The organism is Pseudomonas sp. AN-B15, assembly GCF_019056475.1.
Taxonomy (GTDB): Bacteria; Pseudomonadota; Gammaproteobacteria; order Pseudomonadales; family Pseudomonadaceae; genus Aquipseudomonas; species Aquipseudomonas parakoreensis.
Map to the genome: position 1 here is coordinate 4939551 of NZ_CP049737.1, position 19932 is coordinate 4959482.

A 19932-nucleotide genomic window follows, 5' to 3' on the forward strand; every position below is an offset into this window, starting at 1 on the left:
GAAACCGCGATGCAATTGATCTGGCTGCGCAGCGACTTGCGCCAACATGACAACACCGCCCTCGCGGCTGCCGCTGCGCGCGGCCCGACGGTTGCCGTGTATCTGTTGAGCCCGCAGCAGTGGCTGGAACATGACGACGCGGCGTGCAAGATCGACTTCTGGCTGCGCAACCTGCGTGAATTGAGTGCCAGCCTTGGTGCGCTGAATATCCCGTTGCTGCTGCGCACTGCCGACCATTGGGATCAGGCACCGGCGGTGTTGCTTGAGCTTTGCCGGCAACTGAACGTGGAAACCGTGCACGCCAATGAAGAATACGGCGTCCACGAAAGCCAGCGCGACGCCGCAGTCGCCGCGACCCTGAGAACCAGAGGCATCGCGTTTCACAGCTACCTCGATCAACTGCTGTTCAGACCCGGCACGGTACTGACCAAAACCGAAACTTACTTTCAGGTGTTCAGCCAGTTTCGCAAGGTTTGCTATGAGCGCCTGCATCGTTCGGTGCCAGCGTTGGTAAAAGCCCCCGGCAAGCAAGCGAAGCTGAATGTCGACAGCGATCCGGTGCCGGCCTCAATCAAAGGTTTTGCACCACCGAGCGAGTCATTGCGCGCCCTGTGGCCGGCAGGCGAGCAGGAAGCCCGGCGCCGTCTCGACACCTTCGCCGACGCGCAGATCGACTACTACCAGAGCGAACGCGACTTCCCGGCCAAACCCGGCACCAGTCAACTCTCGGCCTATCTGGCCGCCGGGGTGATTTCGCCGCGCCAATGCCTGCATGCGGCCCTGCAAAGCAATCAGGGCGAGTTCGACAGCGGCAAGGTCGGCGCGGTGACGTGGATCAACGAGCTGCTGTGGCGTGAGTTCTACAAGCACATTCTGGTCGGCTACCCACGGGTATCGCGTCACCGCGCGTTTCGCACGGAAACCGAGGCCCTGGCCTGGCGTGATGCGCCGGACGATCTGGCCGCGTGGCAAGAAGCGCGCACCGGTTTGCCGATCATTGATGCGGCCATGCGCCAATTGCTGGAAACCGGCTGGATGCACAACCGTCTGCGGATGGTGGTGGCGATGTTCCTGACCAAAAACCTGTTGATCGACTGGCGTGAAGGCGAGCGTTTTTTCATGCGTCACCTGATCGACGGCGACCTGGCAGCGAACAACGGCGGCTGGCAATGGAGCGCTTCGACCGGTACTGATTCGGCACCGTACTTCCGTATTTTCAACCCGATCAGCCAATCGGAAAAATTCGACAGCGAAGGCTTGTTCATCAAGCACTGGCTGCCTGAGCTGGCTGGCCTGAACAAGAAAGAAGTACATGACCCGGCCAGCGCCGGCGGACTGTTCGGCGTCGCCAACTATCCGTCGCCGATCGTCAATCTCGGGGCTTCGCGCGAACGCGCGCTGGCGGCTTTCAAGAACCTGCCGTCGCGCTCGTCTACAGGAGAGGTCCATGAGTGAATTCCTGCGCCGCTTCGCCCACCAGTTTGCCGGGTTGAACAAAGACAACTTGCAACGCCTGGGCGAGCTGTACAGCGATGACATTCACTTCACCGACCCGCTGCATGAAGTGCAGGGTTTGAAACAACTGCGCCATTACTTCAGCGAGTTGTATGCCAACGTCAGCGAGCTGCGCTTCGATTTCCACGGCTTCGACCAGATCGCTGACGGCGAAGGCTACTTGCGCTGGGTCATGAGTTACCGCCACCCGCGTCTGGCCGGCGGCCGTTTGATTCGCGTCGCCGGGTGTTCGCACCTGCTCTGGCGAGACAAGGTTTATCGCCACCGGGATTATTTCGATGCCGGGGCCATGCTGTATGAACATTTACCCGTATTGGGCCGGGCGATCGCCTGGTTGAAAAGGAGAATGGGATGAGTCGTACACCTCCGCGGCGGTATTGGCTGACCGGTGCCAGCAGTGGCATCGGCGCAGCACTGGCTGAAGAGATTCTGAAAAGCGGCGCGCATCTGGCCGTCAGCTCGCGGCAAGTGGCACCACTTAAAGTGTTGTCGCAACGCTATCCGGGGCAAGTGCTGGTGGTGGCGGGCGATCTGACCAACAGTCAGACCGTGCGCGAAATCGGTCAGCAGATCGAACAGGCCTGGGGGTCACTGGACAGCGTGATTCTCAATGCCGGCACCTGCGAATACGTGGACGCCCGCCAGTTCGATGCCTCGATCATCGAACACGTGGTGCGCACCAACCTGCTCGCCAGCAGTTACTGCATCGAAGCCGCCCTGCCGTTGTTGCGCAAAGGTACCGCGCCGCATCTGGTCGGCATGGCCAGCTCCGTGACCTACCTGCCGCTGCCTCGGGCCGAAGCCTACGGCGCGTCGAAAGCCGGGCTGCGCTATCTGTTCGAATCGCTGCGGATCGATCTGGCCGTCGAGGGCATCGAAGTCACCATCATCAGCCCGGGTTTTGTCGAAACCCCGCTGACCGCGAAAAACGACTTCCCGATGCCGTTGAGCTGGCCTGTGGATAAAGCCGCGCGGCACATCTTCGCCAAGCTCAAGGATCGTCCGCTGGAGATCGCCTTTCCCGCACTGTTCATGGCGGCGCTGTGGCCACTGTCGAAGCTGCCGGCGCGCCTGCAACTGGCGATCGGCAAGCGCATGGTGCGCAGCAACCCACCGCTGCGAGACCCGATATGAAGATTGCCATTGTCGGCAGCGGGATCGCCGGCCTGACCTGCGCCTACCTGCTCAATCGCCGACACGACATCACGGTGTTCGAGGCCAGCGACTGGGTGGGCGGCCACACGCATACCGTGCAGGTAACCGTCGACGGCCGCGAATACCACGTGGACACCGGCTTCATCGTGTTCAACGACTGGACCTACCCGAACTTCATTCGTTTGCTCGGCCAGCTCGGTGTGTCGTTCAAACCGACCGAAATGAGCTTCTCGGTGACCGACCCGGACACCGGCCTGGAATACAACGGCAATAACCTCAACAGCCTGTTCGCCCAGCGCAGCAACCTGCTGTCACCGGGCTTCTGGGGGATGTTGCGCGACATCCTGCGCTTCAATAAAGAAGCCCAGCGCGACCTCGCCGAACAGCGGATCGCCGCCGACACCACCCTCGACGATTACCTCAAGGCTGGCGGTTACGGTGAACGTTTCATCCTGCACTACATCGTGCCGATGGGCTCGGCGATCTGGTCGATGCCGATGGCCGAGATGCTCAATTTTCCGCTGCAATTCTTCGTGCGTTTCTTCAAGAACCATGGCCTGTTGTCAGTCAGTGACCGCCCGCAGTGGCAGGTGATCGAGGGCGGCTCAAGTGCTTATGTCGCGCCGCTGACCGCCGCGTTCGGGGACAAGATCCGTCTCAGTTGTCCGGTGACGCGCATCGATCGCGATGAACACGGCGTGGTTATCCACAGCCCGGCCGGCATCGAGCGTTTCGACAAAGTCGTGCTCGCCTGTCACAGCGATCAGGCCCTGCAACTGCTGGGCACGCCCAACCATAATGAACGCTCGATCCTCGGCGCCCTGCCTTATGCCGATAACGAAGTCGTATTGCATACCGATACCCGTCTGCTGCCGACCCGAAAACTGGCGTGGGCCAGCTGGAACTATCGCTTGAGCGGCGCCGGCCATACTCACGCGGCAGTCACTTACGACATGAACATCCTGCAGGGCATTCAGAGTGACACCACGTTCTGCGTCAGCCTCAACCAGAGCGCCGGGATCAGCCCGTTCAAGGTACTCGCCAAATACAACTACGCCCACCCGCAATTCAGCCTTGCGGCCGTTGCGGCGCAAAACCGCTGGGCCGAAATCGACGGTCAGCAGCACACCCACTACTGCGGCGCTTACTGGGCCAACGGCTTTCATGAGGACGGCGTGGTCAGCGCATTACGCGTGGCCGCCGCGTTCGGGGAAAGCTTATGAACAGCGCCCTGTACAGCGGCTGGATCGGTCATCGGCGCTTTGCGCCCAGACGCCACGAATTCCGCTACCGCATCGGTCTGTTGTACCTCGATCTGGCCGAACAGGACGCCGTGTTCGAACTGTCGCCGTTTGCCAGCCGCAGCCGTTTTGCGCCGTTTTCGTTTCGCGAAACCGATTACCTGAAAGCCTTTACCGGCAGCGGCATGCGCCTGATCGACGCGGTACGCCAGCAGGTCGCAGGCGCCCTTGGCTATCAGCCGCAAGGTTCGGTCTGCCTGCTGACCCAGCCGCGCAGTTGGGGTCTGGCGTTCAATCCGGTGAGCTTCTTTTATTGTCACGAAGCCGACGGGCAACTGGCGGCGATTCTTTGCGAAGTGACCAACACGCCGTGGCGCGAACGTTATCACTACGTTTTGCCCGCCCGCACGCCGACCCACTTGCAAGACTTTCATCAGCATTTCGCCGTGGCCAAGGCCTTTCATGTTTCGCCGTTCCTGCCGCGCGATCTGGAGTACCGCATGAGTTTCAGCCCGGCTGCGCAAAACCTCGGCGTGCACATGGCCGACTGGCAGGGCGACCTCAAGCTGTTCGACGCCACGCTGAACTTGCAACGCGAGCCCCTTGATCGCCGCAGCCTGCACCGCTACTTGCGGCGTTTTCCGTGGATGACCGCGAAAACCTGTCTGGCCATTTATTGGCAAGCCCTGCGCCTGTTGCTCAAACGCGCGCCGATTTTTGCTCATCAGGCTGCCGACGGCAGCTTCCAAATCGCCACTGTGCCTCCCAAGGAGCACCGCCATGAAATCCTCTAGCCTGACTGTCAGTCGCTTCAGCACCAACGGCTTGACCGGCTCGCTGCTGCGGCGCGGCGTATTGCGGCAACTGAGCCGACTCAAACACGGGCAATTACTGGTGGTCGAGGACGGCGAACGCCTGATGTTCGGTACGCCGGGCAGCCACCTGCTCGGTGAAATCCATGTCCAGGATGCAGCAGTGTGGGGCATGGTCGCCGGCAACGGCTCGATCGGTGCCGGTGAAGCGTTTATCCACGGTTACTGGAGTTCGCCGGACCTGACCGCGGTGGTGCGCGTGTTCGTCAGCAACCTCGACGTACTCGACGCCATGGAACGCGGTCTGGCCCGCCTCAGCCGGCCACTGGTGCAAGGCCTGCACTGGCTCAACCGCAACACGCGCAAGGGCTCGCAGAAAAACATCGCCGCGCACTATGACCTGGGCAACGATCTGTTCGAACAGTTTCTCGACCCGACCATGATGTATTCAGCCGCACAGTTCCTCACGCCCGAGGACAGCCTGGAACAGGCACAACTGAACAAGCTGGAACGGATCTGCCAGAAGCTCGCGCTCCAACCCGAAGACCACCTGCTGGAGATCGGTACCGGCTGGGGCAGCATGGCGCTCTATGCTGCGCAGCATTACGGTTGCCGCGTCACCACCACGACCCTGTCGAAAGAGCAGTACGCGTTTACCGCCAAGCGCATTGAAGCCCTGGGGTTGCAGGATCGGGTGACGCTGCTGCTCAAGGATTACCGCGACCTTACCGGCGAGTACGACAAACTGGTGTCGATCGAAATGATCGAAGCGGTCGGCCATCGCTTCCTGCCGACCTACTTCAAACAATGCGCGCACCTGCTCAAGAGCAACGGCCTGATGCTGTTGCAGGCAATCACCATCCGCGAACAGCGCTACGAGCAGGCCAAGCGCGGCGTCGACTTCATCCAGCGCTACATCTTCCCCGGCGGTGCCCTGCCCTGCGTACAAAAGATGCTTGAAGTGGTCAGCCGGGAGACCGACATGAACCTGCTGCACATGGAAGATTTCGGCCTGCACTACGCCCGTACCCTGCGCCTGTGGCACGAAAACTTTCGCCGCGCCCACGGCCGCTTGAGTGAATTGGGTTACGACGATTACTTCCTGCGGCTGTGGGAGTTTTACCTGTGCTACTGCGAAGGCGGTTTTCTGGAGCGCACCATCGGCACGGCGCAATTGCTGCTGGCGAAACCGGCGGCCATGCCGGCGCCGTTGCTCGGGCGCTTCGATGCTTGAGCGAGTGGCCAATGCCGTACTGTTTCAGGTCGGCTGGCTGGCTTGTGTCATCGGTGGCAACAGTCTGTGGCTGCTGGTGGCGCTGGCGGTGCTGGTGATTCATCTGGGCTGGATCAGCAGTTGGGCGGCGGAAGGTCGCTTGATCCTCAGCGTGGTGATTGTCGGCACGGCGGTAGACAGCCTGCTGCGGGCTGCCGGGGTGTTCGAATTCCAGGATCTGTCGCCGCTGATTCCGCTATGGCTGATGCTGCTCTGGGCCTTGCTCGCCACCACGTTGCGGCATTGCCTGCAGTGGAGCGCCCGTCCCTGGTGGCTGGCCAGCGGACTCGGCGCAGTGGGCGGCGCTGTCTCCTATTACGGCGGCGGACATCTGGCCGGCGTGCGATTCCCCTACGGTGAAGTGCCGACCCTGATCGGCATCGGCCTGCTGTGGGCCCTGCTGTTTCCGTTATTGCATGCCATGGCGCGGCGCTTGAGCCACTGAGCGTCTGTCAGACCTTTCACACGACAACCGGCGGCTGCCTTACACTGCCCGGCATGAAAACCATTCCCCACCAGCAAATCACCGAGCCAGCGGTCACCTGCTCGACCTGCGCGGCGTGCTGCTGCCAGCTTGAAGTGATGCTGATCACCGACACCGGCGTGCCTGAGCGCTTTATCGATAACGATGAGTGGGGCGGTGAAGTGATGCTGCGTCTGGACGACGGCTGGTGCGCGGCGCTGGATCGCGACAGCATGATGTGCACGATCTACGAACGACGTCCGCTGATCTGTCGCGAGTTCGAGATGGGAGCACCGGAGTGCCTTGAAGAACGCAAAGGCATTGCCACGGCCTACCGTTGATTAGATGCAAAAAGATCGCAGCCTGCGGCAGCTCCTACAGGGGATTGGGTTTTCCTGTAGGAGCTGCCGCAGGCTGCGATCTTTTGATCTTGCTTCAGCTGGAAGCATAAGAAGGCTGATGAGCCGCTGATCTAAGGCTTTAGATCTTTATTGTCTGACAGATAGCTTTCGCGAGCAGGCTCGCTCCCACATTGATCTTCGGTGCGCTGAAGATCCCCTGTGGGAGCGAGCCTGCTCGCGATGCTTTCAGAGGGCCAGTGGCGCTCGTTCACACAGGGTTGCCAACGCCTTCGCCCATTGCGGGTCGTCATTCAGGCACGGCACCAGCACCAGCTCCTCGCCCCCCGCCTCGCGGAACTGTTCCTGGCCGCGATCCCCGATCTCTTCCAGCGTCTCGATGCAATCGGCGACAAACGCCGGGCACATCACCAGAATCTTTTTCACGCCGCTTTTCGCCAGCTCGTCCAGCCGCGCTTCGGTGTAGGGTTCGATCCACTTCGCCCGCCCCAGACGCGACTGAAACGACACCGACCATTTGCCATCGACAATGCCCGCGAGCCTGGCGAACTCGGAGGCAGTGCGCAGGCACTGAGCGCGGTAACAGGTGGCCAGCACGGCCGGCGAGGCATTCTTGCAGCAGTCTTCGTTTTTTAAGCAGTGATAGCCCGTTGGATCGAGCTTGGTCAGGTGCCGCTCCGGCAGGCCATGAAAACTCAGCAGCAAGTGATCGTAATCCTGCTGCAAGTGCGGTTGGGCGCTGGCGACCAGTGCATTGAGGTATTCCGGCTGATCGTAAAACGGTTGCAGCACCGACAGGTTCACGTCGAGTCGGTTCTCGCGAATCACCCGCTTGGCTTCTTCGATCACCGTGGTGGTGGTGCTGTCGGCGAACTGTGGATAAAGCGGCGCCAGCGTAATGCGCTTGTGCCCGGCGGCGACCAGTTGCAGCAATTTCGTTTCAATCGACGGCTCGCCGTAACGCATGGCCAGTTCCACCGGGCCATGGGTCCACTGGGTGGTCACCTGCTGTTGCAGACGACGGCTCAGCACCACCAGCGGCGAACCCTCCTCCCACCAGATCGACGCGTAGGCATGGGCCGATTGTTCGGGGCGTTTAATCAGAATCAGCGACACCAACAGCCGCCGCACCGGCCACGGCAGGTCGATCACGTACGGGTCCATCAGAAACTGATTGAGGTAGCTGCGTACATCGGCCACCGAAGTCGAGGCCGGGGAGCCCAGGTTGACCAGAAGCAAGGCGTGATCGGTCATGCATCGTCCTATTTCAAAGGCGGCCGGAGAGATCATCCAGAGCCGCGCGCAAATCCGTGAACTGGAAAGTGAAACCCGCTTCCAGCAAGCGTGCCGGCACGGCCCGTTGGCCGCCCAGCAACAGCAATGACATTTCGCCAAGCCCGACCTTCAGCGCCAGGGCCGGCATCGGCATGAACGCCGGACGGTGCAGCACGCTGCCCAGCGTTTTGGCAAACTCGCGATTGCGCACCGGTTTCGGTGCGCAGGCATTATAAGGACCGCTCGCCTGATCGCGGTGCAGAAGAAAATCAATCAGGGCGATTTGATCATCAATATGAATCCATGGCATCCACTGCCGACCATTGCCCAAAGGCCCGCCCAGCCCAAGCTTGAACGGCAGCAACAGCCGCGACAAAAAGCCGCCCTCGGCTGATAGCACCAGCCCGGTTCGTACCAGCACCACGCGCACGCCCAACGCTTCGGCACGCTGCGCGGTTTCCTCCCAGGCAATGCACAACTGGCTGGCAAAATCGTCGATCACCGGCGGTGAATCCTCGGTCAGCTCGCGCTCACCGCCGTCACCGTACCAACCGACTGCAGAACCGGAAATCAACAACGCCGGTTTCTGTTGTCGCGCTTCCAGCCACGCCAGCAGGGTTTCGGTCAGGGTGATGCGGCTGCTCCACAACAACGCTTTGCGCCGATGGGTCCATGGCCGATCCGCGATCGGTGCTCCAGCCAGATTGACGATTGCGTCCAGTGGCTCGTTGCCGAAGTCTTCGAGACGAGCAATACCACGCACCTGCGCACCGCAGATCTGCGCGACTTTCTCCGGACGCCGACTCCACACCGTCAGTTGATGGCCTTGCCTGGACCAATACTGACAGAGCTGACGTCCGATCAAACCAGTACCGCCGGTCAGCAATATGCGCATGACATCTTCCTCGCGTGGCGTTTTACCCGGATCACTAGTCTATTTTTATAAGCAGGGATCTTTTCTATCGGGCAGGCTCTATTGTTTAACCATAGGCCAAGCTGTCAGAACGAGAACGCTAGAAGTTATACCAAAAAACAAAATTGTACAGGTTTCATTGACGGCGTAGTCTGTACAGAAAGGTAAACGAGGCCCCTATGACTGTACCTATCGCAATCATCGGCACCGGCATCGCCGGACTCTCCGCCGCGCAAGCGCTGACAGAGGCCGGACACACCGTCCAGCTCTTCGACAAAAGCCGCGGCAGCGGCGGGCGCATGTCGAGCAAACGCAGCGACGCCGGCTCTCTGGACATGGGCGCGCAATATTTCACCGCCCGCGACCGACGCTTCGTCACCGAGGTGCAGCGCTGGCAAAGCCAGGGCTGGGTCGCCGAATGGCAACCGCAGCTCTACACCTGTCAGGGCGGGCAATTGAATCTGTCGCCGGACGAGCAGACCCGTTGGGTCGGCACGCCGCGCATGAGCGCCATCACCCGCGGCTTGCTCAATGGCCTGGAAGTGCACTTCGCCTGCCGCATCACCGAGGTGTTTCGCGGCGAAGAACATTGGCATTTGCAGGACGCCGAAGGCTTCACCCATGGTCCCTTCAGCCATGTGGTGATCGCCACTCCGGCGCCACAAGCCACTGCATTGCTGGCCGCTGCACCGAAACTCGCCGGCGCGGCCGCCGGGGTGAAAATGGACCCGACCTGGGCCGTTGCCCTCGCCTTCGATACGCCACTGGACACACCGATCGAAGGTTGCTTTGTGCAGGACAGTCCGCTCGACTGGCTGGCACGCAACCGCAGCAAACCGGGACGTGACACGACGTGCGACACTTGGGTACTGCACGCCAGCAGCGCCTGGAGCCGGCAACACATCGACCTGCCCAAGGAAGCGGTGATCGAGCAACTGCACGGTGCCTTCGCCGAACTGCTGCACAGCGCCATGCCCGCGCCGACCTTCAGCCTCGCCCACCGCTGGCTCTATGCGCGCCCTGCGACCGGCCACGAATGGGGCACGCTGGCCGACGCCGATCTGGGCCTGTATGCCTGCGGCGACTGGTGCCTGTCGGGGCGCGTCGAGGGGGCCTGGCTCAGCGGCCAGGAAGCTGCACGCCGTTTGCATGAACACTTGCAATGAACCGCATCAATCCGCAAAAGCTGCTGCTCTCGAAGTGGACAGCAGCCCACCCGCAAAACCGTGAAAAGCATTTTCTGGTCACCGAGCTGTTCCGTGATGAGGAAGGTACGGTGCTGGAGATCGAGTTGCAGGCAGTCCTGACGCAGCGCAGCGAAAGGCTTGATTGGCAGCGCCTGAAAATTTCGACTGAATGGCTCCAGGGCTGGAAGTAAACACTCCCCGTGATCCGACGCCTTCGCGAACTAGCTCGCTCCCACAGTTGAGAGCGTTAAACCTGGAAAAACTTATACAAATGAGTTGACTTGTACACGCATGAATCTATGCTGAGGAGAAGTTGTACAGAAATAAATACCTGTACAGGAATAGATTCGAGGTGTGCATGTCCGATCTTTCTGCTTTGCGGCCCAAAATCGCCATCAGCGCCTGCCTGATGGGCGCCGAAGTGCGCTACAACGGCGGGCACAAGGAATCGCGGCTGTGCAGCCGCACCCTCGCCGAGCATTTCGAATTCGTCCCGGTTTGTCCTGAAGTCGCGATTGGCCTGGGCATTCCTCGCGAGCCGATCCGGCTGGTCGGGGATCCGGACGCTCCTGAAGCGGTCGGCACCGTCAACCCGCAGATCAATGTCACCGAACCGCTGGCGGCCTACGGGCAGAAAATGGCCGGCGAGCTCAATGACATTTGCGGCTACATCTTCATGCAACAGTCGCCTTCATGCGGTCTAGAGCGGGTCAAGGTCTATCACGCCAACGGCGCGCCGGTGAATGGCGGCGGCCGTGGCATCTATGCCCAGGCGTTCTGCGCACAGCACCCAGATCTGCCGGTGGAAGAAGCCGGACGTCTGAACGATCCGGTGTTGCGGGAGAACTTCATCACCCGCGTACTCGCCTACAGCGCCTGGCAACAAGTGCTCAAACAAGGCTTGAGCCGCCGCGCACTGACCGAATTCCACTCGCGCTACAAATACCTGTTGATGGCGCACAACCCTGAGCAATACAAAGCCTTGGGCAAATTGCTGGGCAACATGGCCCAGACCGATCCGGTCGAACTCGGCCCGCGCTATTTCAGCGAGCTGATGAGCGCGTTGAAGAAATGCGCCACCCGCCGCACCCACAGTAACGTCCTGCAGCACATCAGCGGCTATCTGAAACAGGCGATCAGCCCTGAAGACAAACAGGAAATGCAACATGTCATCGGCCAGTACCGTCACGGCATCGTGCCGCTGGTGGTACCGCTGACCTTGCTCAAACATCATTTTCGCCAACACCCGGATCCGTACATCGCGCAACAGGTGTACCTGCAGCCGCATCCGGAAAACCTCAGCCTGCGAAACGCCATTTGATGAACGACACACTCGACAGCAGCGCCCGGGAAGACCTCGGTGCGGACTTCAAGAAAGCCCTCGACGAGGGCTGGCTGCCCATCCGCGAAGTGGCGCGGCAGACCGGCGTCAACGCCATTACCCTGCGCGCCTGGGAGCGCCGTTACGGCTTGATCGTGCCGCAGCGCACGCCCAAGGGCCATCGTCTGTACTCCAGCGAACATGTGCAACGGATCCTGACCATTCTGACCTGGCTCAACCGAGGCGTGGCGGTCAGTCAGGTCAAACCGTTGCTCGACGCGCCGCAAGCCTTCACCGAGACGGTGGAGAATGACTGGCAACGACAGCGTCAGTCCTTGCTCGGCGCCGTCATCCAGCTCAATGAGCGCAATCTCGACGACAGCATCAACCAGGCCATGGCCCTGTACCCGCCACGCACGCTGTGCGAGCAATTACTCCTGCCGCTGCTGGCCGAACTCGAACAGCGCTGGCAAGGACAGTTCGGTGCGCAGATGGAGCGTGTGTTCTTTTATTCGTGGTTGCGCAGCAAATTCGGCGCGCGCATCTACCATAACAATCGGCAATTGCACGCTGCACCGCTGCTGCTGATCAATCACTCGGACCTGGCGCTGGAACCACACCTGTGGCTCTGCGCGTGGCTGATCAGCAGTGCCGACTGTCCGGTACAAGTGTTCGACTGGCCTCTTCCGGCCGGAGAACTGGCGCTGGCGGTCGATCATCTGCAAGCGCGAGGAGTACTGCTGTATTCCAGCAAGGCAATGAACCTGGCGCAGTTGCCGAAACTGCTGAACGGCATCAGCGCGGCAAAAATGCTCGTCGGACCAACGGTATGCATCCACCAGACCGAGTTGTCCGTAAGACCCCTTGAGATCGCTGATTTGATCCTGGCCGAAGATTCGCTCTCGGCCCATCAGGTACTCGTTCAGCGTGGGCTGATTTAATGGAAACCGCGATGCAATTGATCTGGCTGCGCAGCGACTTGCGCCAACATGACAACACCGCCCTCGCGGCTGCCGCTGCGCGCGGCCCGACGGTTGCCGTGTATCTGTTGAGCCCGCAGCAGTGGCTGGAACATGACGACGCGGCGTGCAAGATCGACTTCTGGCTGCGCAACCTGCGTGAATTGAGTGCCAGCCTTGGTGCGCTGAATATCCCGTTGCTGCTGCGCACTGCCGACCATTGGGATCAGGCACCGGCGGTGTTGCTTGAGCTTTGCCGGCAACTGAACGTGGAAACCGTGCACGCCAATGAAGAATACGGCGTCCACGAAAGCCAGCGCGACGCCGCAGTCGCCGCGACCCTGAGAACCAGAGGCATCGCGTTTCACAGCTACCTCGATCAACTGCTGTTCAGACCCGGCACGGTACTGACCAAAACCGAAACTTACTTTCAGGTGTTCAGCCAGTTTCGCAAGGTTTGCTATGAGCGCCTGCATCGTTCGGTGCCAGCGTTGGTAAAAGCCCCCGGCAAGCAAGCGAAGCTGAATGTCGACAGCGATCCGGTGCCGGCCTCAATCAAAGGTTTTGCACCACCGAGCGAGTCATTGCGCGCCCTGTGGCCGGCAGGCGAGCAGGAAGCCCGGCGCCGTCTCGACACCTTCGCCGACGCGCAGATCGACTACTACCAGAGCGAACGCGACTTCCCGGCCAAACCCGGCACCAGTCAACTCTCGGCCTATCTGGCCGCCGGGGTGATTTCGCCGCGCCAATGCCTGCATGCGGCCCTGCAAAGCAATCAGGGCGAGTTCGACAGCGGCAAGGTCGGCGCGGTGACGTGGATCAACGAGCTGCTGTGGCGTGAGTTCTACAAGCACATTCTGGTCGGCTACCCACGGGTATCGCGTCACCGCGCGTTTCGCACGGAAACCGAGGCCCTGGCCTGGCGTGATGCGCCGGACGATCTGGCCGCGTGGCAAGAAGCGCGCACCGGTTTGCCGATCATTGATGCGGCCATGCGCCAATTGCTGGAAACCGGCTGGATGCACAACCGTCTGCGGATGGTGGTGGCGATGTTCCTGACCAAAAACCTGTTGATCGACTGGCGTGAAGGCGAGCGTTTTTTCATGCGTCACCTGATCGACGGCGACCTGGCAGCGAACAACGGCGGCTGGCAATGGAGCGCTTCGACCGGTACTGATTCGGCACCGTACTTCCGTATTTTCAACCCGATCAGCCAATCGGAAAAATTCGACAGCGAAGGCTTGTTCATCAAGCACTGGCTGCCTGAGCTGGCTGGCCTGAACAAGAAAGAAGTACATGACCCGGCCAGCGCCGGCGGACTGTTCGGCGTCGCCAACTATCCGTCGCCGATCGTCAATCTCGGGGCTTCGCGCGAACGCGCGCTGGCGGCTTTCAAGAACCTGCCGTCGCGCTCGTCTACAGGAGAGGTCCATGAGTGAATTCCTGCGCCGCTTCGCCCACCAGTTTGCCGGGTTGAACAAAGACAACTTGCAACGCCTGGGCGAGCTGTACAGCGATGACATTCACTTCACCGACCCGCTGCATGAAGTGCAGGGTTTGAAACAACTGCGCCATTACTTCAGCGAGTTGTATGCCAACGTCAGCGAGCTGCGCTTCGATTTCCACGGCTTCGACCAGATCGCTGACGGCGAAGGCTACTTGCGCTGGGTCATGAGTTACCGCCACCCGCGTCTGGCCGGCGGCCGTTTGATTCGCGTCGCCGGGTGTTCGCACCTGCTCTGGCGAGACAAGGTTTATCGCCACCGGGATTATTTCGATGCCGGGGCCATGCTGTATGAACATTTACCCGTATTGGGCCGGGCGATCGCCTGGTTGAAAAGGAGAATGGGATGAGTCGTACACCTCCGCGGCGGTATTGGCTGACCGGTGCCAGCAGTGGCATCGGCGCAGCACTGGCTGAAGAGATTCTGAAAAGCGGCGCGCATCTGGCCGTCAGCTCGCGGCAAGTGGCACCACTTAAAGTGTTGTCGCAACGCTATCCGGGGCAAGTGCTGGTGGTGGCGGGCGATCTGACCAACAGTCAGACCGTGCGCGAAATCGGTCAGCAGATCGAACAGGCCTGGGGGTCACTGGACAGCGTGATTCTCAATGCCGGCACCTGCGAATACGTGGACGCCCGCCAGTTCGATGCCTCGATCATCGAACACGTGGTGCGCACCAACCTGCTCGCCAGCAGTTACTGCATCGAAGCCGCCCTGCCGTTGTTGCGCAAAGGTACCGCGCCGCATCTGGTCGGCATGGCCAGCTCCGTGACCTACCTGCCGCTGCCTCGGGCCGAAGCCTACGGCGCGTCGAAAGCCGGGCTGCGCTATCTGTTCGAATCGCTGCGGATCGATCTGGCCGTCGAGGGCATCGAAGTCACCATCATCAGCCCGGGTTTTGTCGAAACCCCGCTGACCGCGAAAAACGACTTCCCGATGCCGTTGAGCTGGCCTGTGGATAAAGCCGCGCGGCACATCTTCGCCAAGCTCAAGGATCGTCCGCTGGAGATCGCCTTTCCCGCACTGTTCATGGCGGCGCTGTGGCCACTGTCGAAGCTGCCGGCGCGCCTGCAACTGGCGATCGGCAAGCGCATGGTGCGCAGCAACCCACCGCTGCGAGACCCGATATGAAGATTGCCATTGTCGGCAGCGGGATCGCCGGCCTGACCTGCGCCTACCTGCTCAATCGCCGACACGACATCACGGTGTTCGAGGCCAGCGACTGGGTGGGCGGCCACACGCATACCGTGCAGGTAACCGTCGACGGCCGCGAATACCACGTGGACACCGGCTTCATCGTGTTCAACGACTGGACCTACCCGAACTTCATTCGTTTGCTCGGCCAGCTCGGTGTGTCGTTCAAACCGACCGAAATGAGCTTCTCGGTGACCGACCCGGACACCGGCCTGGAATACAACGGCAATAACCTCAACAGCCTGTTCGCCCAGCGCAGCAACCTGCTGTCACCGGGCTTCTGGGGGATGTTGCGCGACATCCTGCGCTTCAATAAAGAAGCCCAGCGCGACCTCGCCGAACAGCGGATCGCCGCCGACACCACCCTCGACGATTACCTCAAGGCTGGCGGTTACGGTGAACGTTTCATCCTGCACTACATCGTGCCGATGGGCTCGGCGATCTGGTCGATGCCGATGGCCGAGATGCTCAATTTTCCGCTGCAATTCTTCGTGCGTTTCTTCAAGAACCATGGCCTGTTGTCAGTCAGTGACCGCCCGCAGTGGCAGGTGATCGAGGGCGGCTCAAGTGCTTATGTCGCGCCGCTGACCGCCGCGTTCGGGGACAAGATCCGTCTCAGTTGTCCGGTGACGCGCATCGATCGCGATGAACACGGCGTGGTTATCCACAGCCCGGCCGGCATCGAGCGTTTCGACAAAGTCGTGCTCGCCTGTCACAGCGATCAGGCCCTGCAACTGCTGGGCACGCCCAACCATAATGAACGCTCGATCCTCGGCGCCCTGCCTTATGCCGATAACGAAGTCGTATTGCATACCGATACCCGTCTGCTGCCGACCCGAAAACTGGCGTGGGCCAGCTGGAACTATCGCTTGAGCGGCGCCGGCCATACTCACGCGGCAGTCACTTACGACATGAACATCCTGCAGGGCATTCAGAGTGACACCACGTTCTGCGTCAGCCTCAACCAGAGCGCCGGGATCAGCCCGTTCAAGGTACTCGCCAAATACAACTACGCCCACCCGCAATTCAGCCTTGCGGCCGTTGCGGCGCAAAACCGCTGGGCCGAAATCGACGGTCAGCAGCACACCCACTACTGCGGCGCTTACTGGGCCAACGGCTTTCATGAGGACGGCGTGGTCAGCGCATTACGCGTGGCCGCCGCGTTCGGGGAAAGCTTATGAACAGCGCCCTGTACAGCGGCTGGATCGGTCATCGGCGCTTTGCGCCCAGACGCCACGAATTCCGCTACCGCATCGGTCTGTTGTACCTCGATCTGGCCGAACAGGACGCCGTGTTCGAACTGTCGCCGTTTGCCAGCCGCAGCCGTTTTGCGCCGTTTTCGTTTCGCGAAACCGATTACCTGAAAGCCTTTACCGGCAGCGGCATGCGCCTGATCGACGCGGTACGCCAGCAGGTCGCAGGCGCCCTTGGCTATCAGCCGCAAGGTTCGGTCTGCCTGCTGACCCAGCCGCGCAGTTGGGGTCTGGCGTTCAATCCGGTGAGCTTCTTTTATTGTCACGAAGCCGACGGGCAACTGGCGGCGATTCTTTGCGAAGTGACCAACACGCCGTGGCGCGAACGTTATCACTACGTTTTGCCCGCCCGCACGCCGACCCACTTGCAAGACTTTCATCAGCATTTCGCCGTGGCCAAGGCCTTTCATGTTTCGCCGTTCCTGCCGCGCGATCTGGAGTACCGCATGAGTTTCAGCCCGGCTGCGCAAAACCTCGGCGTGCACATGGCCGACTGGCAGGGCGACCTCAAGCTGTTCGACGCCACGCTGAACTTGCAACGCGAGCCCCTTGATCGCCGCAGCCTGCACCGCTACTTGCGGCGTTTTCCGTGGATGACCGCGAAAACCTGTCTGGCCATTTATTGGCAAGCCCTGCGCCTGTTGCTCAAACGCGCGCCGATTTTTGCTCATCAGGCTGCCGACGGCAGCTTCCAAATCGCCACTGTGCCTCCCAAGGAGCACCGCCATGAAATCCTCTAGCCTGACTGTCAGTCGCTTCAGCACCAACGGCTTGACCGGCTCGCTGCTGCGGCGCGGCGTATTGCGGCAACTGAGCCGACTCAAACACGGGCAATTACTGGTGGTCGAGGACGGCGAACGCCTGATGTTCGGTACGCCGGGCAGCCACCTGCTCGGTGAAATCCATGTCCAGGATGCAGCAGTGTGGGGCATGGTCGCCGGCAACGGCTCGATCGGTGCCGGTGAAGCGTTTATCCACGGTTACTGGAGTTCGCCGGACCTGACCGCGGTGGTGCGCGTGTTCGTCAGCAACCTCGACGTACTCGACGCCATGGAACGCGGTCTGGCCCGCCTCAGCCGGCCACTGGTGCAAGGCCTGCACTGGCTCAACCGCAACACGCGCAAGGGCTCGCAGAAAAACATCGCCGCGCACTATGACCTGGGCAACGATCTGTTCGAACAGTTTCTCGACCCGACCATGATGTATTCAGCCGCACAGTTCCTCACGCCCGAGGACAGCCTGGAACAGGCACAACTGAACAAGCTGGAACGGATCTGCCAGAAGCTCGCGCTCCAACCCGAAGACCACCTGCTGGAGATCGGTACCGGCTGGGGCAGCATGGCGCTCTATGCTGCGCAGCATTACGGTTGCCGCGTCACCACCACGACCCTGTCGAAAGAGCAGTACGCGTTTACCGCCAAGCGCATTGAAGCCCTGGGGTTGCAGGATCGGGTGACGCTGCTGCTCAAGGATTACCGCGACCTTACCGGCGAGTACGACAAACTGGTGTCGATCGAAATGATCGAAGCGGTCGGCCATCGCTTCCTGCCGACCTACTTCAAACAATGCGCGCACCTGCTCAAGAGCAACGGCCTGATGCTGTTGCAGGCAATCACCATCCGCGAACAGCGCTACGAGCAGGCCAAGCGCGGCGTCGACTTCATCCAGCGCTACATCTTCCCCGGCGGTGCCCTGCCCTGCGTACAAAAGATGCTTGAAGTGGTCAGCCGGGAGACCGACATGAACCTGCTGCACATGGAAGATTTCGGCCTGCACTACGCCCGTACCCTGCGCCTGTGGCACGAAAACTTTCGCCGCGCCCACGGCCGCTTGAGTGAATTGGGTTACGACGATTACTTCCTGCGGCTGTGGGAGTTTTACCTGTGCTACTGCGAAGGCGGTTTTCTGGAGCGCACCATCGGCACGGCGCAATTGCTGCTGGCGAAACCGGCGGCCATGCCGGCGCCGTTGCTCGGGCGCTTCGATGCTTGAGCGAGTGGCCAATGCCGTACTGTTTCAGGTCGGCTGGCTGGCTTGTGTCATCGGTGGCAACAGTCTGTGGCTGCTGGTGGCGCTGGCGGTGCTGGTGATTCATCTGGGCTGGATCAGCAGTTGGGCGGCGGAAGGTCGCTTGATCCTCAGCGTGGTGATTGTCGGCACGGCGGTAGACAGCCTGCTGCGGGCTGCCGGGGTGTTCGAATTCCAGGATCTGTCGCCGCTGATTCCGCTATGGCTGATGCTGCTCTGGGCCTTGCTCGCCACCACGTTGCGGCATTGCCTGCAGTGGAGCGCCCGTCCCTGGTGGCTGGCCAGCGGACTCGGCGCAGTGGGCGGCGCTGTCTCCTATTACGGCGGCGGACATCTGGCCGGCGTGCGATTCCCCTACGGTGAAGTGCCGACCCTGATCGGCATCGGCCTGCTGTGGGCCCTGCTGTTTCCGTTATTGCATGCCATGGCGCGGCGCTTGAGCCACTGAGCGTCTGTCAGACCTTTCACACGACAACCGGCGGCTGCCTTACACTGCCCGGCATGAAAACCATTCCCCACCAGCAAATCACCGAGCCAGCGGTCACCTGCTCGACCTGCGCGGCGTGCTGCTGCCAGCTTGAAGTGATGCTGATCACCGACACCGGCGTGCCTGAGCGCTTTATCGATAACGATGAGTGGGGCGGTGAAGTGATGCTGCGTCTGGACGACGGCTGGTGCGCGGCGCTGGATCGCGACAGCATGATGTGCACGATCTACGAACGACGTCCGCTGATCTGTCGCGAGTTCGAGATGGGAGCACCGGAGTGCCTTGAAGAACGCAAAGGCATTGCCACGGCCTACCGTTGATTAGATGCAAAAAGATCGCAGCCTGCGGCAGCTCCTACAGGGGATTGGGTTTTCCTGTAGGAGCTGCCGCAGGCTGCGATCTTTTGATCTTGCTTACAGCGGCATCGTGTAATGCAGCGCGTAGCTTTCTACACCGTCGTTGCTGCTGGCCAGGCCGGCGTTGGAATAGTGCGTCGCACGGATCCCGACTTCATGCCCGCCATTGAAGCGCAGGCCAAAACCGATGCGGTCTTCGAACTGCAAAGAGCCGCCGATGTTGTTGCTTTCATATTTGGTGTTGGAGAACGCTGCGACACCAATGCCCGCTTCAACATACGGCTTGACCGACTGACCGGCAAACTCGTAAACGAACACCGGCGAGAACGACAGGCTGTTGTTGCTGGAAGTCTTGTCACCCTCCCAATACGTGTAGGCACCGCTCCAGTAACCGGTCAGGCGACCGACGTCACTTTGCAGCCAGCTCTTGTCCCAATCGAAATTCATGCCGAGGCGATACGTCATTGTCGAATCGCTGGTCGCACCCACTGCAAACTCAACGCCTGCCGCTTGTGCGGTAATACTTTGCCCCATCAGTGCAGCCGCAATCGCGGCCAAGCAGAATAGTCGCTTCACTTTGAAACTTCCTTTTCCGGAACGATCGTTTGGTTTTTTAGTAAACCCAGCGGTATAGAAATC

The 19932-nt window shown here is 60.8% G+C and carries 23 protein-coding genes; 20 read left to right on the top strand and 3 right to left on the bottom strand.

What is annotated here, in order from left to right; all coding sequences use genetic code 11:
* The first annotated feature begins 9 nt into the window (after window positions 1–9).
* From phrB (GTQ41_RS22290) to GTQ41_RS22325, 8 genes are read left to right on the top strand one after another with little or no spacing between them, the layout of a single operon-like run.
* Complete coding sequence (gene phrB, locus GTQ41_RS22290) at window positions 10–1455, top strand: deoxyribodipyrimidine photo-lyase (RefSeq protein WP_047296484.1); 1446 nt, start codon at window positions 10–12, stop codon at window positions 1453–1455.
* Window positions 1448–1870, top strand: coding sequence for a nuclear transport factor 2 family protein (locus tag GTQ41_RS22295; RefSeq protein WP_047296486.1), 423 nt, complete (start codon window positions 1448–1450; stop codon window positions 1868–1870). The genes phrB (GTQ41_RS22290) and GTQ41_RS22295 overlap by 8 nt, the downstream gene beginning before the upstream one ends.
* Window positions 1867–2649 carry an SDR family oxidoreductase gene (locus GTQ41_RS22300; RefSeq protein ID WP_047296488.1) on the top strand — a complete coding sequence of 261 codons (783 nt, stop codon included), beginning with the start codon at window positions 1867–1869 and terminating at the stop codon, window positions 2647–2649. The genes GTQ41_RS22295 and GTQ41_RS22300 overlap by 4 nt, the downstream gene beginning before the upstream one ends.
* On the top strand, window positions 2646–3893 hold the full coding sequence (locus GTQ41_RS22305) for an NAD(P)/FAD-dependent oxidoreductase (protein WP_047296490.1): 1248 nt from the start codon (window positions 2646–2648) through the stop codon (window positions 3891–3893). Before GTQ41_RS22300 ends, GTQ41_RS22305 begins: the two co-directional genes overlap by 4 nt.
* Window positions 3890–4705, top strand: coding sequence for a DUF1365 domain-containing protein (locus GTQ41_RS22310; RefSeq protein ID WP_047296492.1), 816 nt, complete (start codon window positions 3890–3892; stop codon window positions 4703–4705). The genes GTQ41_RS22305 and GTQ41_RS22310 overlap by 4 nt, the downstream gene beginning before the upstream one ends.
* Entirely contained in the window at window positions 4692–5957 is a 1266-nt protein-coding gene (locus GTQ41_RS22315) for a cyclopropane-fatty-acyl-phospholipid synthase family protein (protein ID WP_047296494.1), read from the top strand. Before GTQ41_RS22310 ends, GTQ41_RS22315 begins: the two co-directional genes overlap by 14 nt.
* A complete protein-coding gene (locus GTQ41_RS22320) occupies window positions 5950–6441 on the top strand; it encodes a DUF2878 domain-containing protein (protein WP_047296496.1) in 492 nt (163 codons plus the stop codon). The genes GTQ41_RS22315 and GTQ41_RS22320 overlap by 8 nt, the downstream gene beginning before the upstream one ends.
* 53 nt (window positions 6442–6494) lie before the next feature.
* Window positions 6495–6800 (top strand): YkgJ family cysteine cluster protein, encoded by a 306-nt coding sequence (locus tag GTQ41_RS22325; protein WP_047296498.1) that lies wholly within the window; start codon window positions 6495–6497, stop codon window positions 6798–6800.
* Between the two features lie 246 nt (window positions 6801–7046).
* On the opposite strand, the gene hemH is transcribed toward GTQ41_RS22325, so the two are convergent.
* Together hemH and GTQ41_RS22335 are read right to left on the bottom strand one after the other, a co-directional pair.
* The gene (gene hemH, locus GTQ41_RS22330) at window positions 7047–8072 is read right to left on the bottom strand and encodes a ferrochelatase (RefSeq protein ID WP_047296475.1); all 1026 of its coding nucleotides are present in this window, start codon (window positions 8070–8072) and stop codon (window positions 7047–7049) included.
* A 13-nt stretch (window positions 8073–8085) separates the two neighbouring features.
* Window positions 8086–8988: a TIGR01777 family oxidoreductase gene (locus tag GTQ41_RS22335; protein ID WP_047296476.1), complete on the bottom strand. Its 903-nt coding sequence runs from the start codon at window positions 8986–8988 to the stop codon at window positions 8086–8088.
* Window positions 8989–9185: 197 nt separating this feature from the next.
* Between GTQ41_RS22335 and GTQ41_RS22340 the strand changes: the two genes are divergently transcribed.
* The 12 genes from GTQ41_RS22340 (at window position 9186) to GTQ41_RS22395 (ending at window position 19257) form a co-directional block, all read left to right on the top strand.
* Complete coding sequence (locus GTQ41_RS22340) at window positions 9186–10172, top strand: NAD(P)/FAD-dependent oxidoreductase (RefSeq protein ID WP_047296478.1); 987 nt, start codon at window positions 9186–9188, stop codon at window positions 10170–10172.
* Window positions 10169–10384 (top strand): TIGR02450 family Trp-rich protein, encoded by a 216-nt coding sequence (locus GTQ41_RS22345; RefSeq protein WP_047296480.1) that lies wholly within the window; start codon window positions 10169–10171, stop codon window positions 10382–10384. Before GTQ41_RS22340 ends, GTQ41_RS22345 begins: the two co-directional genes overlap by 4 nt.
* 167 nt (window positions 10385–10551) lie before the next feature.
* Window positions 10552–11514, top strand: coding sequence for a DUF523 and DUF1722 domain-containing protein (locus GTQ41_RS22350; RefSeq protein ID WP_041072444.1), 963 nt, complete (start codon window positions 10552–10554; stop codon window positions 11512–11514).
* Window positions 11514–12455, top strand: a complete 942-nt coding sequence (locus tag GTQ41_RS22355) for a MerR family transcriptional regulator (protein WP_047296481.1) — start codon at window positions 11514–11516, stop codon at window positions 12453–12455. Before GTQ41_RS22350 ends, GTQ41_RS22355 begins: the two co-directional genes overlap by 1 nt.
* 11 nt (window positions 12456–12466) lie before the next feature.
* Window positions 12467–13912 (top strand): deoxyribodipyrimidine photo-lyase, encoded by a 1446-nt coding sequence (gene phrB / locus GTQ41_RS22360; protein WP_047296484.1) that lies wholly within the window; start codon window positions 12467–12469, stop codon window positions 13910–13912.
* Window positions 13905–14327: a nuclear transport factor 2 family protein gene (locus tag GTQ41_RS22365; RefSeq protein WP_047296486.1), complete on the top strand. Its 423-nt coding sequence runs from the start codon at window positions 13905–13907 to the stop codon at window positions 14325–14327. Before phrB (GTQ41_RS22360) ends, GTQ41_RS22365 begins: the two co-directional genes overlap by 8 nt.
* Entirely contained in the window at window positions 14324–15106 is a 783-nt protein-coding gene (locus GTQ41_RS22370; protein WP_047296488.1) for an SDR family oxidoreductase, read from the top strand. Before GTQ41_RS22365 ends, GTQ41_RS22370 begins: the two co-directional genes overlap by 4 nt.
* Window positions 15103–16350, top strand: a complete 1248-nt coding sequence (locus tag GTQ41_RS22375; RefSeq protein WP_047296490.1) for an NAD(P)/FAD-dependent oxidoreductase — start codon at window positions 15103–15105, stop codon at window positions 16348–16350. Before GTQ41_RS22370 ends, GTQ41_RS22375 begins: the two co-directional genes overlap by 4 nt.
* Window positions 16347–17162: a DUF1365 domain-containing protein gene (locus tag GTQ41_RS22380; RefSeq protein ID WP_047296492.1), complete on the top strand. Its 816-nt coding sequence runs from the start codon at window positions 16347–16349 to the stop codon at window positions 17160–17162. The genes GTQ41_RS22375 and GTQ41_RS22380 overlap by 4 nt, the downstream gene beginning before the upstream one ends.
* Window positions 17149–18414: a cyclopropane-fatty-acyl-phospholipid synthase family protein gene (locus tag GTQ41_RS22385; protein ID WP_047296494.1), complete on the top strand. Its 1266-nt coding sequence runs from the start codon at window positions 17149–17151 to the stop codon at window positions 18412–18414. The genes GTQ41_RS22380 and GTQ41_RS22385 overlap by 14 nt, the downstream gene beginning before the upstream one ends.
* Window positions 18407–18898 carry a DUF2878 domain-containing protein gene (locus tag GTQ41_RS22390; protein ID WP_047296496.1) on the top strand — a complete coding sequence of 164 codons (492 nt, stop codon included), beginning with the start codon at window positions 18407–18409 and terminating at the stop codon, window positions 18896–18898. The genes GTQ41_RS22385 and GTQ41_RS22390 overlap by 8 nt, the downstream gene beginning before the upstream one ends.
* A gap of 53 nt (window positions 18899–18951) precedes the next feature.
* The gene (locus tag GTQ41_RS22395; protein ID WP_047296498.1) at window positions 18952–19257 is read left to right on the top strand and encodes a YkgJ family cysteine cluster protein; all 306 of its coding nucleotides are present in this window, start codon (window positions 18952–18954) and stop codon (window positions 19255–19257) included.
* Between the two features lie 93 nt (window positions 19258–19350).
* Here the strand turns inward: GTQ41_RS22395 and GTQ41_RS22400 are convergent, their stop codons facing one another.
* Complete coding sequence (locus GTQ41_RS22400; RefSeq protein WP_047296500.1) at window positions 19351–19869, bottom strand: acyloxyacyl hydrolase; 519 nt, start codon at window positions 19867–19869, stop codon at window positions 19351–19353.
* Window positions 19870–19932 lie beyond the last annotated feature (63 nt).